12 protein-coding genes and 1 pseudogene are annotated in these 14,329 nt (G+C 42.6%); 7 read left to right on the top strand and 6 right to left on the bottom strand.

The features are described 5' to 3' along the window. Positions 1 to 221 precede the first annotated feature (221 nt). Together dnaK and H6G26_RS27475 are read right to left on the bottom strand one after the other, a co-directional pair. Positions 222 to 2,132, bottom strand: coding sequence for a molecular chaperone DnaK (dnaK, locus tag H6G26_RS27480; RefSeq protein ID WP_190733155.1), 1,911 nt, complete (start codon positions 2,130 to 2,132; stop codon positions 222 to 224). A 512-nt stretch (positions 2,133 to 2,644) separates the two neighbouring features. Continuing rightward, entirely contained in the window at positions 2,645 to 3,463 is an 819-nt protein-coding gene (locus H6G26_RS27475; protein ID WP_190733149.1) for an SDR family oxidoreductase, read from the bottom strand. 317 nt (positions 3,464 to 3,780) lie between these two features. Between H6G26_RS27475 and H6G26_RS27470 the strand changes: the two genes are divergently transcribed. Together H6G26_RS27470 and H6G26_RS27465 are read left to right on the top strand one after the other, a co-directional pair. Beyond that, entirely contained in the window at positions 3,781 to 5,280 is a 1,500-nt protein-coding gene (locus H6G26_RS27470; RefSeq protein WP_190733146.1) for a HAMP domain-containing histidine kinase, read from the top strand. A gap of 649 nt (positions 5,281 to 5,929) precedes the next feature. Next, positions 5,930 to 6,598, top strand: a complete 669-nt coding sequence (locus H6G26_RS27465; protein WP_190733144.1) for an AIM24 family protein — start codon at positions 5,930 to 5,932, stop codon at positions 6,596 to 6,598. 138 nt (positions 6,599 to 6,736) lie between these two features. Here H6G26_RS27465 and H6G26_RS27460 read toward each other — a convergent pair whose 3' ends face one another. The 3 genes from H6G26_RS27460 to H6G26_RS27450 all read right to left on the bottom strand — a co-directional run bounded on the left by H6G26_RS27460 (position 6,737) and on the right by H6G26_RS27450 (position 10,291). After that, positions 6,737 to 8,230, bottom strand: a complete 1,494-nt coding sequence (locus H6G26_RS27460; RefSeq protein WP_190733142.1) for a DICT sensory domain-containing protein — start codon at positions 8,228 to 8,230, stop codon at positions 6,737 to 6,739. A gap of 226 nt (positions 8,231 to 8,456) precedes the next feature. After that, positions 8,457 to 9,956 carry a UDP-N-acetylmuramoyl-L-alanyl-D-glutamate--2,6-diaminopimelate ligase gene (locus H6G26_RS27455; protein WP_190733140.1) on the bottom strand — a complete coding sequence of 500 codons (1,500 nt, stop codon included), beginning with the start codon at positions 9,954 to 9,956 and terminating at the stop codon, positions 8,457 to 8,459. 53 nt (positions 9,957 to 10,009) lie between these two features. Beyond that, on the bottom strand, positions 10,010 to 10,291 hold the full coding sequence (locus H6G26_RS27450) for a glutaredoxin family protein (protein WP_190733138.1): 282 nt from the start codon (positions 10,289 to 10,291) through the stop codon (positions 10,010 to 10,012). Between the two features lie 16 nt (positions 10,292 to 10,307). Here H6G26_RS27450 and H6G26_RS27445 point away from each other — a divergent pair, with 16 nt between their 5' ends. The 4 genes from H6G26_RS27445 to H6G26_RS27430 all read left to right on the top strand — a co-directional run bounded on the left by H6G26_RS27445 (position 10,308) and on the right by H6G26_RS27430 (position 12,996). Continuing rightward, on the top strand, positions 10,308 to 10,658 hold the full coding sequence (locus H6G26_RS27445; RefSeq protein WP_190733136.1) for a DUF952 domain-containing protein: 351 nt from the start codon (positions 10,308 to 10,310) through the stop codon (positions 10,656 to 10,658). 28 nt (positions 10,659 to 10,686) lie between these two features. After that, positions 10,687 to 10,875 carry a DUF4089 domain-containing protein gene (locus H6G26_RS27440; protein ID WP_190733134.1) on the top strand — a complete coding sequence of 63 codons (189 nt, stop codon included), beginning with the start codon at positions 10,687 to 10,689 and terminating at the stop codon, positions 10,873 to 10,875. A 90-nt stretch (positions 10,876 to 10,965) separates the two neighbouring features. After that, a complete protein-coding gene (locus tag H6G26_RS27435) occupies positions 10,966 to 11,592 on the top strand; it encodes a DUF4328 domain-containing protein (RefSeq protein WP_190733132.1) in 627 nt (208 codons plus the stop codon). A gap of 9 nt (positions 11,593 to 11,601) precedes the next feature. Next, complete coding sequence (locus H6G26_RS27430; RefSeq protein WP_190733130.1) at positions 11,602 to 12,996, top strand: AtzE family amidohydrolase; 1,395 nt, start codon at positions 11,602 to 11,604, stop codon at positions 12,994 to 12,996. On the opposite strand, the pseudogene H6G26_RS44310 reads toward H6G26_RS27430, so the two are convergent. Continuing rightward, a pseudogene (locus H6G26_RS44310) lies at positions 12,971 to 13,060 on the bottom strand (element excision factor XisH family protein); the annotation flags it as partial. The gene H6G26_RS27430 and the pseudogene H6G26_RS44310 sit on opposite strands and share 26 nt — an antisense overlap. A gap of 748 nt (positions 13,061 to 13,808) precedes the next feature. Here H6G26_RS44310 and H6G26_RS27420 point away from each other — a divergent pair. Further along, positions 13,809 to 14,195, top strand: a complete 387-nt coding sequence (locus H6G26_RS27420; protein WP_190733128.1) for a hypothetical protein — start codon at positions 13,809 to 13,811, stop codon at positions 14,193 to 14,195. The last annotated feature ends 134 nt before the right edge of the window (positions 14,196 to 14,329 follow it).

Below are 14,329 nucleotides of genomic sequence, written 5' to 3'. Positions count from 1 at the left end.
TTATACCAATTTGAAAAAAGAATGCGACAGATGGGTAGGGGCACAACATTGTTGTGCCCTTACAAATAATTGATGTGTCGCAAACATTATTTGAATTGGTATTAGCAATATTACTTTTACTAATAACTCATAACTCCTAAAAAAAAATCCCCACCCAGGCATTTGCCTGGGCGGGTAATATGAGGTGGGAAAAAATAATCTTCCCAAAAGAAGTAGGGGAATTATTTGCTTTCTGTAAAATCAGCGTCAATCACATCGTCGCCACTACCAGAGCTAGATGTGGAACCGCCATCGCCATCTTGAGGTTCAGCACCTGGTGCAGCACCGCCACCAGCTTGTTGATAGATGTTGCTACCAACGGCGAATAGGGCTTGTTGCAATTCTGGGGTGAGCTTCTTGATTTGCTCATCGTCTTCTTTAGCAACTGCTTCCCGCAGTTCTTTCACTAAACCTTCGACTTTGGTCTTGTCAGCATCGGGAACTTTATCGCCCAATTCTTGTAGCTGCTTCTCAGCTTGGTATGCCAAGGAGTCAGCTTGGTTCTTGCGTTCAATCTTCTCACGCCGTTCTTTGTCAGATGAAGCGTTTTGTTCAGCTTCTCTTACCATCCGATCAACATCAGATTTATCCAGAGTAGAAGCACCGGTTATGCTGATGGACTGTTCTTTACCAGTACCTTTGTCCTTAGCGGTGACGTTAAGGATACCGTTGGCGTCAATATCAAACACCACTTCAATTTGAGGAACACCACGTGGTGCAGGAGGAATACCATCCAAACGGAAGGTTCCCAAGCTCTTGTTATCGTTAGAGAATTCGCGTTCACCTTGGAGAACATGAATTTCCACGTTGGTTTGTCCATCCACAGCAGTCGAGAAGACTTCTGATTTTTTGGTGGGAATTGTTGTGTTACGGGGGATAATTTTGGTCATCACGCCGCCCAATGTTTCAACACCCAAAGATAGCGGTGTTACGTCTAACAGCAAGATGCCAGTTACATCACCAGCCAATACCCCGGCTTGAATGGCTGCACCAACTGCTACGACTTCATCAGGGTTAACGGTTTGGTTGGGATCTTTACCCAATACCTGCTTCACAATCTGTTGCACAGCAGGAATGCGGGTAGAACCACCAACTAACACTACTTCATCAATATCGCCTTTGTTTAACTTGGCATCCCGAAGAGCGTTTTCCACGGGAATACGACAACGGTCGATTAAGTCAGAGCAAAGTTCTTCAAATTGAGCGCGAGTCAGGGTTGTATCCAGGTGCTTAGGCCCATCCTGGGTAGCGGTGATAAATGGCAAGTTAATTTCTGCTTGGCTGACGCTAGAAAGCTCAATCTTGGCTTTTTCTGCGGCTTCAGTCAGACGTTGTAAAGCTTGTTTGTCTTTCCGCAGGTCAATACCTTCGGCTTTCCTGAACTTCTCTGCTAAGAAGTCAACTATTTTTTTATCAAAGTCGTCACCACCAAGGTGAGTATCACCAGATGTGGCTAGTACTTCAAAAACTCCATCTCCTACTTCCAGTACGGATACGTCGAAGGTACCACCACCAAGGTCAAATACGAGAATGGTTTCGTTACTCTTCTTGTCAAATCCGTATGCCAGAGAAGCGGCAGTAGGCTCGTTGATAATCCGTAGAACTTCAATACCTGCAATTTTACCAGCGTCTTTTGTCGCTTGCCGTTGCGAGTCGTTGAAGTATGCGGGAACGGTGATTACTGCTTGGGTTACAGTTTCACCCAGGTATTTGCTGGCATCTTCAACTAGTTTGCGAAGAACTTTTGCAGAAATTTCTTCAGGAGCAAACGGTTTACCAGCTATAGGACAATCTAATTTGACATTGCCGTTGCTGCTGAGGACTTTGTAAGAAACTTCAGTAGCTTCGTTACTCACTTCCTCGAAGCGGCGTCCGATAAAGCGTTTGACTGAGTAAAACGTATTTTCGGGGTTCATCACCGCTTGGCGTTTGGCAATTTGCCCAACCAAGTTGTCGCCGTTTTTCGCAAATGCGACTACTGATGGTGTTGTCCGAAAACCTTCAGCATTAGCAATTACTGTGGGTTTACCACCTTCCATCACTGCCACGCAGGAGTTCGTTGTTCCTAAGTCAATTCCAACTACTTTTGCCATTTTAGGTGCTGGCTCCGTATAACTACAAATGAATGAATGAGAATATAAAGGACTAAATTTTGAACCAATAGGGTCAATAAATCAGCCAGTTCAGCATGAATACCTTTGTTTTGGCTTTTCTGGGGTTAAAACTCCAGATATGCTGATATATATACTGAAGCTTAGTGTTAGCCAGTCCATGAAGGGTGGTTTCCCGAACCTTGCTTAGGACGGTTAAACTAACTAAATAGTTTTTTTAGTTGTTTCATGGATTGATTGCCTTCACTCTGTCTAATGTATGAGAATTAATACTTTCAGTAATTAGGGTGAACCGTAACGGTAGAGTCGTGTTTGCCGCCTTTAGGGGTAATAAATTGCAGAAGCACTGAGGATATAACAAAATTAATTGGCGCGACGCCGAATAGTCTTACCTAGGCATCGCTTCCGTAATTCTGTATTAAGTTATTGGGCGTGGGGCATTGGATAAAATATTACTCAGCACTGGCTAAACGCCCCGCTAACGCTAACAGTACTCACACAAGCCTAGAGAAAAGAGTTTCCCAGTTAATTGCAGGCGGTCTTTGTCCCTGGTTGACTATTTCAAAAATTTTCTTGGAACTACTTGGGTATAAAAGGCATTCTACACAAGCATTTGCTACATCAATCCGGCTGGTATCACCCGAAAGTGTATCCCCAGTGCCTACGACAACACCGTATTTACCTCCAGTTTTTGCCTTGAGAAGGGTGTTGAGGTCGTATGAGGTATAAGGCCCGTCAATAAGGCGTCCTGGGCGGATAATGGTGTAGGGCAATCCTGAATTAATAATGGACTCCTCGCCCTTTTGTTTGGCATCCAACACGCCAAAAGCATTGAGAATACTAAAAGGAAACTTATCTTTACGCCCAATTCCGCAGGAAGAGACGAAAACGAACCGCTTCAAATTCCGGGGTGCTGCTGCCACTAGGTTGCTCACACCTTCGGCATCGACCTTGTTTGGACTATTCTTTGCTTTTGCTTCACTAGATTTAGGGTTAAGGAAAGTTATTCCCCATTCAATCAAGTTTGGGGGTTGGTCAAACTCCCATCGAGCAGAGGGAAAGGCTGTGGTTCCGGTGCAATTGATGATGTGTGTGACATCTTGCGTTGCAGCTGGCAGTGTAGCTGGCTGGCGGATGTCACCAACGGCAATTTCCACTCTCTGATTAAACATTTCTTCGGCTTTTGCGGCATTGCGTGTCAGAACACGAACTTTCATGTTCTTTTCCAGTAACTTGCCTACCACCAGTTGCCCTACTCCACCAGTAGCGCCAGCAACTAGTACCAAATCTTCAACTGAATCAAAAGAATTCATAAATCGCCTTTGAGATGATCTATTGTTAATCTACTCAAAAAATGCGATCGCAAAGTCTCCCGTTGGCGCAGCCTCTCTTGGGAAGGTATCGTAATTCTTATCGGTAAAAGTCAGCGCAAGTGCTTTATCTTTGCTTTTCAGACGCTAAGTGCGTAGGCGTAGCCCGTCGTAGACATCGCACTTAGAGGGGAAATTGCGCCCGAATTGTTCGGTTCTACCACTGTCACCAGTAGACAAATGGCTATAACCTCTTAAGTAGTAGTGAAATGTCTACCCTAGACGCTGTTAGTCGCTCTTGAATTAAGGGGTGAAAACTTGTGTACGAATGGATATTGCCAAGTCTGAGCGAAATCTTGGCTGAAAATCAATCAAGTGTGGCTGAATGTTCACCTAGTAAGGCAGAACGACAGTGGCGTGTCAGTCTCGCAGCGACAGAACATTTGCTATTAAATACTTTAGCAGGTGCTTCAGTTGACACAACCCAAGGATTAGTTTTAGCTGCACCCGCACCCTTATTTAGCCAGCCAAAACTTACTCAAAGTTTACAAACAGTAACTTTTACAGCAAGACCATTTAATCCGTTGGCGCTGATGCCATTTCAGATGCCAGATGCGATTGCGTCTGTAAATGAAGAAATTGCTCCCCATGAATCGGTACTTCCACTATTACCTGCCGATCCGCTAGGGGCAGAACAGTTTTGCTTAGTTTTTACAGATAAATTTAGATTAGTACTGGTTTTAACAACGCATAAAAACGGTAAAAAAACCTTTTCATTTTCTTTTGAACCAGAAGTAGTACAGCAGGCTTGGCGATCGCTAGGAGCAAGGGTAATGCTGGCTAATCCAGAATTTTTTGCCCGCCTGGATGCATTAGTAGAACAGCATTCTCCGGTAGCGCCAGATTGCCGCATCATGATTCAGTTTAGCCAGTTGTTACTTCAGGAATTAACAGAAGCAGAAGAGACTAAGGACTCTTTACTAGGAACTGAAGACAAGGAAGACAAAGAGAATAAACCATGCCCAATCCCCAATACTTCTCTACGAGATGCTGCGCCAACGACATCGCTAAGTGCCCAATCCCCCAATCCTGATGTGGAATTGCTCCAAGCCTTCGCTCACGAAGTCCGCACACCTTTAACAACTATTCGCACCATGACTCGTCTGCTGCTGAAGCGGCGAGATTTAGATGCCAGCGTGATCAATCGTTTAAAAATTATCGATCACGAGTGTACCGAGCAAATTGACCGCATGGAGTTGTTATTTAAGGCAGCAGAATTAGAAACTACTGCCTCCACAAAATCGTCAAAAACTCAACTTACGCCGATGTCTTTAGATCAAGTGTTGCAGCAGAGCATTCCCCGTTGGGAACAAGCAGCGCATCGGCGGAACTTAACTTTAAATGTTATTTTACCCCAGCAATTACCGACAGTGGTAAGCAATCCCATTATGCTGGATCAGGTACTGACTGGTTTGATGGAGAATTTCACTCGCAGCTTACCTGCTGGTAGCCATATTCAAGTACAAGTTATCCCGGCGGGAGATCAACTAAAGTTACAATTATCACCCCAATTTGGGTGCAGAGATTCAAGTAAAGCTGCCATACCTGCAACGCCACCAATTCGCAAAGCGCTTGGTCAATTGCTGATGTTTCAGCCTGAAACTGGTACGATTAGTTTGAATATCGCCGCAACTAAGCATTTGTTTCAGGCGATCGGTGGTAAATTGATTGTGCGCCAGCGTCCACACTATGGGGAAGTTTTGACGATTTTCCTCCCTCTAGAAGTTAGCAATAAACATCAATTTGGAGCTAAAGCTTAGGAGCGAAGATTCATTAATTATTTTTCAAAATTATAAATATTCACTCTAATAAGACTTAAGCATTGACAAGAAATATCAAATATGAATTAAGGTTAAAACAATTCGCAATTCGCAATTCGCAATTCGCAATTACGTTTTGTGACGGGGATTTAGACCCCGACACAAAACCTGCTGCCTGTAGAGACAGGGGACTTAAACCCCTACCACTTGTTAAAAACTATATCTTTCGTAAGGGCACAGCATCGTCTATTTACGTAGTTTACCGCCGTAGGCATCGCAGGATAATACAGTAGGCGAGTAGAAATAAAACACAATATAGCTCCCCAACTTTCCAGAGAAGTTGGGGAACTATTTAGTAAAGATTTTATACCAATTTGAAAAAAGAATACGACAGATGGGTAGGGGCACAACATTGTTGTGCCCTTACAAATAATTGATGTGTCGCAAACATTATTTGAATTGGTATTATGTTTAATTACGTTGACCTATTTTTTTTGAACACAGATAATTCATCTTCATCAAATAGACTTTGTTTAACAATTCAATTAAATTTTTATGACTTGCCATCTGTAAAAATAGATGCCAACAATGTATATAAATTCTAGTTAAGAGCCAAGTACACCTTTGTGCAAACATCAAAAGGAAAATTATGGCAGGTTTTGAAGTAATCGAGAAAGAAAGCTTACGTTTAGTCAAGGTAACTTTGCAAAACGAAACAGTCCGAACTGAATCTGGTGCTATGTACTATATACGTGGCAACATTAAGATGCAATCTAAAGCTCCTTCAGCAGGTGGGTTTTTAAAGTCCCTAGCCACGGGAGAAAACATTTTTCGTCCTACATATACGGGTACAGGTGAATTATATTTAGAGCCTTCTTTATCGGGATATCACATCTTAGAATTAGACGGTAGTGAATGGATTTTAGATAGTGGCGCTTATTGGGCTAGCGATGGCACTATCGAAGTGGGAGTTGAACGAAACAAATTTTTATCAGGCTTAATGGGCGGTGAGGGCTTGTTTCAAACAAAAGTCAAAGGCAGGGGTACAGTGGTGATGGCAGCACAAGGGCCTGTAGAAGTAATCAATTTACGAAATGACCGATTAGTTGTCGATGGAAATTTTGCGATTGCTCGCACAACTAGCTTAAATTATCGCGTTGAAAAAGCTACCAAATCTCTTTTAGGTTCGATGACTTCTGGTGAGTTTCTCGTCAATACTTTTGAGGGAACTGGTACTGTATTGCTGGCTCCTGTACCTTATTGGCAAGTCATGATGCTCCGCCAAATTAGCGCCGCACTACCAAAAACTTCTAGCTAATAATCTTAGTCATTGGTTATTGGTCATTGGTCATTAGTCATTGGTCATTAATAGTAATGACTAATGACTAAAATTTTTATAACTCAAATAGAATTGCTATAGCACCATAAGGTTAACTCAGGGGATAATTGTAAATTATCACTCATTTTCTATTGCGATCGCTTTTGGGCTATCGCTAACGCTTGGCAGTTGCACTGTAAATGTGGAACCTTCATATAATTTACTTCTCACAGAAATAGAACCGCCACAGCGCACTAGCAATTGCTGTACAATTGTTAACCCCAACCCAGCACCACCATAATCTTCAGTTGCTGCTGTACGCACACGATAAAACCGATCAAAGATTTTGGAAATCTCGCTTTCGGCAATACCGATACCTGTGTCGCGGAATTCTAATTGGACATAATCGCCTTGAATTCGGGCACGCACCCATACTTCACCCCCATTAGGAGTAAACTTAATGCTGTTGTGTAGCAGATTAATCACAATCTGCCTCAGCCCACCACTCACACACCTAATAGATGGAAGTTCAGTTGGTACGGTGTAAGCTAGCATAATCCCTTTTTCTTGGGCTAGAGGTTGGTAGGTACTGACTACTCCAGGCACAATCTCTGAGAGCCGTACCGACTCTAAAGCTGTTCCCTCTAAATTACGTTCTAACTGCACCAGTTCCAACAAACCAGTAATCAGGGAATTTTGCTGATCGCACTGGGTATTTAACATCTGTAAATAACGTTGTCGCTGGGGGGGTTTGAGATTAGGGGAATTCAATAATGAAAGTGCTGTCTTCATGTGCGTCAATGGTGTACGCAGTTCCTGACACACATTTTTTAAGTATTCATCTTTGAGTTGCTCTTTGTTTTGCAGTTCTTGATTTTGCTGCTGCAACTTGGTGGTGCGGACTGTAATGATTTGACGATTAATTTCATCTTGTCGCAAAAGTTGTTTGGCAAACAGTTGATTCATCAGTGCGCCTTCGGGCGAAGTTGGGCAAATAAAATCAACAGGTATTGGGGATGGGGATGATTCTGGCGTAATCGCTTTTTCGATACCATGTAATACTTGCTGAATTACTCTCCCCTCAACAGTATTTATAATCAGCAATGGCTGGTTTTTATTAGTATTTACCTTCCCAGAAGTATTATTTTTGCGTTTTTTAAGTGGTCGATGAGCCAAAATTAAACTGCAAAACTGGGGTGATAACACCATCAGAAAGTTTTCCCGTCGCATTTGGCTATCTGATGATATGTGAACGGGTACATGATGAGAGAGTGAGAGGGATGAGGAAGATGAAGAAGATGAGGGAGATGAGGAAGATAAGGGGGTATTTTCTTCCCCCACTTCCCCTGCTCCTTCATCTTCCCCCTTCCCAGCCTCGTCAATTTGGCAAGTATAAATGAGGCTAGACGCACCTACCGAAGATTGATAACGCGCTAATTCCGATTGCCAAATTTTTTCTGGTGGTAGCTTCACCCATAAAGTGGCTACAATTTGTTGCTCAATTAGTAAGTCAATTTGCGCTCTTACCAGTGATAGCAGAGTAGCAGGACTGAGGGACAATGGTTTTGGAGGCACTTGCACTCCCATAACCAGTTGATAAACAGACAGATCCTTCGCCAGAGAAACATTCATGAGTCAAGCACAACAAGTCTGTCTTCGATTTTCACCTTTATGTGTGCATTTTTTACAAAATCCCCACGGAAATAAACATTAACTATAAAAAACTACATCTACAAGGGAGTGGGGGGCAGGGGGCAAGGGGCAGGGGGCAGGGGGCAGGGGGCAGAAAAAATTAGCTCTTTCCCCTCTGCTCCCTGCACCCCGCCCCTCTGCCTCTTTTCAATGCCCCATGCCCAAATTAAGGTTGTATGTTCAGTCTTTGGTGCAAAGCGTCGCGTGCGTGTTCTCGGTCATCAAAATGGATTTTTTCAGTGCCGAGAATTTGGTAGTCTTCGTGACCTTTACCAGCAAGTAACACTCCATCACCGGGTTGTGCTTGTAAAATTGCGGTACGAATTGCGATCGCCCGATCGCAAATTACAGTTGGTTGTACTGTGTCAGCAATTCCCGCTAAGATATCTTGCAAAATTCGTTCTGGGTCTTCAGTCCGGGGATTATCTGATGTCACTACTGCAACATCAGCTAACTCAGCAGCAATTTTACCCATTTTTGGGCGCTTGGTGCGATCGCGATCGCCGCCACAACCAAACACGCAAATCACTTTACCAGGTATAAACGGGCGTGCAGCTTTCAGCAGATTTTCTAAACTATCGGGTGTGTGGGCATAATCCACAATCACGCTAATATCTTGGTCAGCATCAATTTGTACCCGTTCCATCCGTCCGGGAACTCCGGGAAACTCAGGGATCACAGATGCAACTAATTGCAAATCTAGCCCTAAGTGTAAAACTGCTCCAACGGCTGCTAAAAGATTTTCTAAATTATATTGACCGACTAGGGGTGATTGAAAAGCTACGTCACCATGAGGTGTATGTAATGTACCACAGACACCATTTGGCTGGTAACTTAAATCACTCATCCATAAATCAGCGCTGTTGTTGTTGACACTGTAACTCCAAATCTGTTCGGAATTCAACGAAGCAATTAACCGCTTCCCGTAAGAATCATCAGCATTAATTATTGCCCGTCCCTTGAGATAATTAGGGCTAAATAATAACGCTTTGGCGGCAAAGTAATCTTCCATGTCGGTGTGATAATCGAGATGGTCTTGGGTAAGATTACTGAACACCGCCACATCAAATTCACAACCCAACACTCTACCTTGAGCCAAAGCGTGAGAACTTACTTCCATCACCCCGAACTCACTACCAGCCTTTACAGCCTCTGCTAACTGCTGTTGCAGTTCCACCGCAAAGGGCGTAGTGTGGGCAGCAGTTTGCTCAAAACCTGCCCAACGAGTGTAGAGAGTTCCCATTAAAGCTGTAGCTAGATTAGCTTTAATGAGCAGAAATTCAATCAGATGAGTAGTTGTAGTTTTGCCATTTGTACCAGTCACACCTACCAGCTTGAGTTTTTGCCCCGGATAACCGTAAAAAGCACTGGCTATCTGGGCACAAGCTTGAGTTATGTTACTTGCACTGATGACTACAGCCTCATTTGTGGGAGGATTTTTTTGTGCAGCTTCGGGAGAAACGATCGCAGCCACAGCCCCCGATGCGATCGCACTTTGCCAAAATTCCCCACCATCAACCCGCGTTCCTGGCATCCCAATAAACAAATCTCCCGCACCACAAGCATGGGAATTCGTCTTCAAACCCCTAACTTCCACATCTTCCATCGGATGGCTAGGCAATTGTTCAACACTGTCTACCGCCGTTAGTAATTCCCGCAATTTCATTTTGTGAACCTCGTCACCTTCTTGATCTTGCGCTTATTCTGCATTATTTTTTTCTAATTGGCTAAATACTTACGCAACATTTGCTCCAACTGCTGCACACTAGCACGAGGAGAAGGACGCGGCAATGGTTTCTCACTTCCCTCCGTGCCCTCTGCGCCTCTGTGGTTCGATAAATACAGTACCGGCACCTCATACTCATACGCGCTAAACCAATCTTCACGAGTCGTAATATCCCTAATTTCCAACTCGAAACTGAGATTTTGGATTTGTTCTAACTTTTCTTGCAAGCCTTCACATAAATGACAGCCGGGTTTACTGTATAAAATTAATCGCATTTGTTAATTAATTACCATGAACACTATTTTACATATCACCAAAAGCGAACAATGGGAACAAGCAAAAATTCTCGGAACCTATCGCGGTGATACATTAGACTCGGAAGGATTTATCCACTGTTCGACAGCAGCACAAGTTATCTGGGTGGCGAATCGTTTTTTTGTTAATCAAAAGGGTTTGGTAATTCTTTGCATCGATTCTGAGCAAGTTAAAGCTGAAATTCGTTATGAAGCTGCGGAGGTAGATAATTTATTTCCTCATATTTATGGGGAGTTGAATATTGATGCTGTGTTTCAGGTTGTTGATTTTGAGGCGAGGGAAGATGGATTTTTTGTGTTGCCGAAAGAGGTTATAAGTTTAGAATAACGAAGCGCAGAGGCACAGAGGGGAAGAGATGAGAAGAGAAGAATTTGATGTGGGTGAGTATGTTGATCAAATGGCGTTGTTATTGGATTTGCAGATAAGAGATGAGTATCGTGATGGTGTAGTGGCAAATTTTGAGAGAATTAGTGCGATCGCTAATCTGGTAAATTCTTTTCCTTTAGCGGAGGATATTGAAGTTGCACCAGTTTTTGAACCATAAGAGCTATGTTGATGTTTTCGTAATTTTACTGAGTTTGTAATCTAACCAACAATACTAAGATATTAGCCGACTATACCTTGGAAAAATCAGATGAATAATTTCAATGCAGTTATTTCATTGAAGTCTGCGGGTGTCGGTAGATTGTTGGTGCGGTTGCTTTGGGTGCTGTTAGGATTTGGTATTGCTTCTACGCTATTATCTTTGTTGGAAGTAATAGCAAAGCCAGTTTATCAGCTACTTGCTTCTCTTGATGCACTGATATCAGTAGTTACGTTACTGTTCAGTTTAATTTCAATCATTGTTTTTTTGATTTGGCTATATCGTTTCCATGCCGATTTAAGAGATATTTTCAAGGAATATCCGATTACGCCAGGAGGTGCGATCGCGCGATTTTTAATTCCCATATATAGCATTTGGGGAATAGCCAACACGTTATCTACTTTTGCCGATCGATTTAAAGGGGAAGGTGATGATTTAACAAATTTAAGTGACCAAGTGCGATCATTGATCGGGCCGCTTTATGGTTTTATGATCGGGTCAAACTTTGTGAATCGTATCGCTTTTCAAGAAGTTGCTAAAAATCCTCAAGATAACTTTCTGCCCTTTTGGTCTTTATTCTCTTGTATTTTAGGTTTAGGTTCGACAGCTATTTTGCTACTACTAGCAAAAACTATGGGGACTGCTATTACTCAAAAAGCTAAACGCGCTATCTCCTAATATTTCAGTATGAATTTTGATTCAGCCGATGCCATAACAATAGCTGCTGCTGTGCGTGAAGGCAAAGTTAGCGCGGTGGAAGTTACCAAGGCTGCGATCGCACGAATAGCAGCGCGGGATAATCAACTTAACTGTTTTACGGCTGTCACTGCTGAAACGGCTTTAACAGATGCAGCCCACATTGACAGGGAAATCGCCCAAGGTAATAATCCTGGAACACTTGCTGGTGTACCTTTTGCAGTGAAAAATCTCTTTGATATCGCTGGTTTAACGACTCTGGCGGGATCAAAAATCAATGCAGAGAACCCAGCAGCAAGCCTTGATGCGACAGCAGTAGCGAAGCTGAAACAAGCGGGTGCTGTGCTGGTTGGTGCTTTGAATATGGATGAGTACGCTTATGGGTTTGTAACGGAAAATTCCCATTACGGTGCTACTCACAACCCCCATGATTTACAGCGAGTTGCTGGTGGTTCATCGGGTGGTTCGGCGGCTGCTGTTGCTGCTGGGTTAGTACCGTTAACATTGGGTTCTGATACAAATGGTTCGATTCGTGTTCCGGCGGCGTTGTGTGGCGTTTTTGGTTTTAAGCCGACTTACGGAAGGTTATCTCGTGCTGGGGTAGCTTTATTTTCTAGTAGTTTTGATCATATTGGCCCTTTTGCGCGATCGCTGCAAGATATCGCTACGGTGTTTGATGTGCTTCAAGGAGAAGACGATCGCGATCCAATTTGCACTAAGCGTCTGCCTGAATTGGTTTTACCACAACTCAATCAAGATATCTCTGCAATCAGAATTGCTATTGCTGCTGATTATTTCACCAAAGGCGCAGAACCGGAAGCTTTAGCAGCAGTGCAAAAGGTAGCTGATGCAATGGAAGTCACTGAATACGTAACCCTACCAGAAGCACACCGCGCCCGTGCTGCGGCGTTTGTGATTACAGCTAGCGAGGGTGCAAATCTGCATTTGGATAAATTGCGATGTCGTCCTCAAGATTTTGATTCAGCAACACGCGATCGCTTTTTAGCAGGGGCGTTAATTCCTAGTAGCTGGTATCTGCAAGCCCAACGCTTTAGGAAATGGTATCGCGATCGCGTACGGGAAGTTTTTCAAAATGTGGATGTGATTCTCGCCCCAACTACACCAATTTCTGCACCGCTAATTGGTCAACAAACTATGATTTTGGATGGGGAAGAAATTCCTGTCCGTCCTCATTTGGGATTATTTACTCAACCATTATCTTTTATTGGTTTACCAGTTTTATCAGTACCCATTCAGCGCCCAAATGCTTTACCTTTAGGTGTGCAATTGATAGCAGCACCATATAATGAAGCGTTAATTTTAAGGGTTGCAGCTGCGTTAGAGGCAAAGGGTGTAGTTTCTGCAATAATAGTGGGTCATCTGTAATCACCCAAGCCTCTTTTTCCAAGCCATTTCTAACCGCATCATGAAAAATATCTTTAGCCGACACAACTTACAATTTAGTCTTTTTTATCGATTATTATAGCAATATTCTCTCTACCATGACTTTAGTTTGACAGCACAAACTTATTGTGCGATCGCTATTTTACTTAAGTGCGATCGCACCAACATACTTTGCAAACTCCGCAACTTAGCAAAGCTTCCTGCGCTGTACCCATCTATCAGTTTTAAGAGAATCAGTTACAAAAACTCATTCTTTGATAGCTAAACTAACATCTGTAGTTAATACAACTTAAGCTGTACTAATAAATGTAGATACTTTAGTTACAAATGCTTGTCATCATATAAGTAAAGCTAAACTCGTATTTAATAAAATCATTTATTAATTATATAAAGTCCTTAAATGATAAGTAAACTAGAAGTTTGAATTACCCCAGCTTCTTCTGAACTTATTACTTAACAAGTTTTAGTTACTCCAGCTTGTTCTGGAGTTACAAACGAACAAGTTTTAGTTACTCCAGCTTCTTCTAGAGGTACAAACGAACAAGTTTTAGTTACTCCAGCTTGTTCTGTAGTAAGGTCTTGTCCAATCTATAGTCTTTGGCCTCATCCCCCAACCCCTTCTCCGAGAGCGATCGCCTTTGTTATCACATTTTAAGTATAAAATTATATGTGTAAACTACTTAAATTAAAAATAATTCAATCATGTTCGCTAAATTATTTGTGGATTTTGCTGAACCAAAATGTAATTGCAATGGAGGATAGTGATTTTATAAACCTCAAAAATAAGCAAATCTATGTCTCAAAGAAAACGCACATCTCGCGTTCTAGAAAATGCTGAGTTAAGATTCGCTGGACTCAAAGCAATAAATCCTAATCTGGATCTTGGGGATGCTTACAACTTAACTAACCTCACACAATTACTTGAACAGGTACGCATTAAGTTAGAAGGCTATAACACTACTCTCAGCATGGTTGACTCTTCCAAATTAGAACTTGAAGAGTTAGAACAAACTCTAGGCGCGTTCTCTGAAAAGATGCTCATGGGTATTGGCTTTAAATATGGCAAAGACAGCCGCGAATATGAGATGGCTGGTGGAGTTCGCAGAAGTGAGAGTCTCCGTAAAAGCAGAGCGACTCGCTTAAAAACTATTGCCAAGAAAGCATCAAGCCAGAGTGTTTAACTAATTTATAATGATGCTCTGCTAGGGGCAGGGGGAAAGAGGGTTTTAGCCTTATTTACTTTTCTTCACACAGGTTGCTTTTATTGTGCCGACTTAGTTGTAAAGAAGCAAGCTACGTGCAGGGTTCGGCTAAT

The organism is Nostoc sp. FACHB-888 (assembly GCF_014696655.1).
GTDB lineage: Bacteria > Cyanobacteriota > Cyanobacteriia > Cyanobacteriales > Nostocaceae > Nostoc.
Note: the sequence above shows the minus strand (reverse complement) of the source record. Positions and strands in the feature narration are given on the sequence as shown.

Coding starts and splice junctions, on each gene's coding strand:
- H6G26_RS27440 (WP_190733134.1), top strand. CDS start 10,687: ATGAGAAGAGAAGAATTTGATGTGGGTGAGTATGTTGATCAAATGGCG.
- H6G26_RS27455 (WP_190733140.1), bottom strand. CDS start 9,956: ATGAAATTGCGGGAATTACTAACGGCGGTAGACAGTGTTGAACAATTG.
- H6G26_RS27435 (WP_190733132.1), top strand. CDS start 10,966: ATGAATAATTTCAATGCAGTTATTTCATTGAAGTCTGCGGGTGTCGGT.
- dnaK (WP_190733155.1), bottom strand. CDS start 2,132: ATGGCAAAAGTAGTTGGAATTGACTTAGGAACAACGAACTCCTGCGTG.
- H6G26_RS27475 (WP_190733149.1), bottom strand. CDS start 3,463: ATGAATTCTTTTGATTCAGTTGAAGATTTGGTACTAGTTGCTGGCGCT.
- H6G26_RS27430 (WP_190733130.1), top strand. CDS start 11,602: ATGAATTTTGATTCAGCCGATGCCATAACAATAGCTGCTGCTGTGCGT.
- H6G26_RS27450 (WP_190733138.1), bottom strand. CDS start 10,291: ATGCGATTAATTTTATACAGTAAACCCGGCTGTCATTTATGTGAAGGC.
- H6G26_RS27445 (WP_190733136.1), top strand. CDS start 10,308: ATGAACACTATTTTACATATCACCAAAAGCGAACAATGGGAACAAGCA.
- H6G26_RS27460 (WP_190733142.1), bottom strand. CDS start 8,230: ATGAATGTTTCTCTGGCGAAGGATCTGTCTGTTTATCAACTGGTTATG.
- H6G26_RS27465 (WP_190733144.1), top strand. CDS start 5,930: ATGGCAGGTTTTGAAGTAATCGAGAAAGAAAGCTTACGTTTAGTCAAG.
- H6G26_RS27420 (WP_190733128.1), top strand. CDS start 13,809: ATGTCTCAAAGAAAACGCACATCTCGCGTTCTAGAAAATGCTGAGTTA.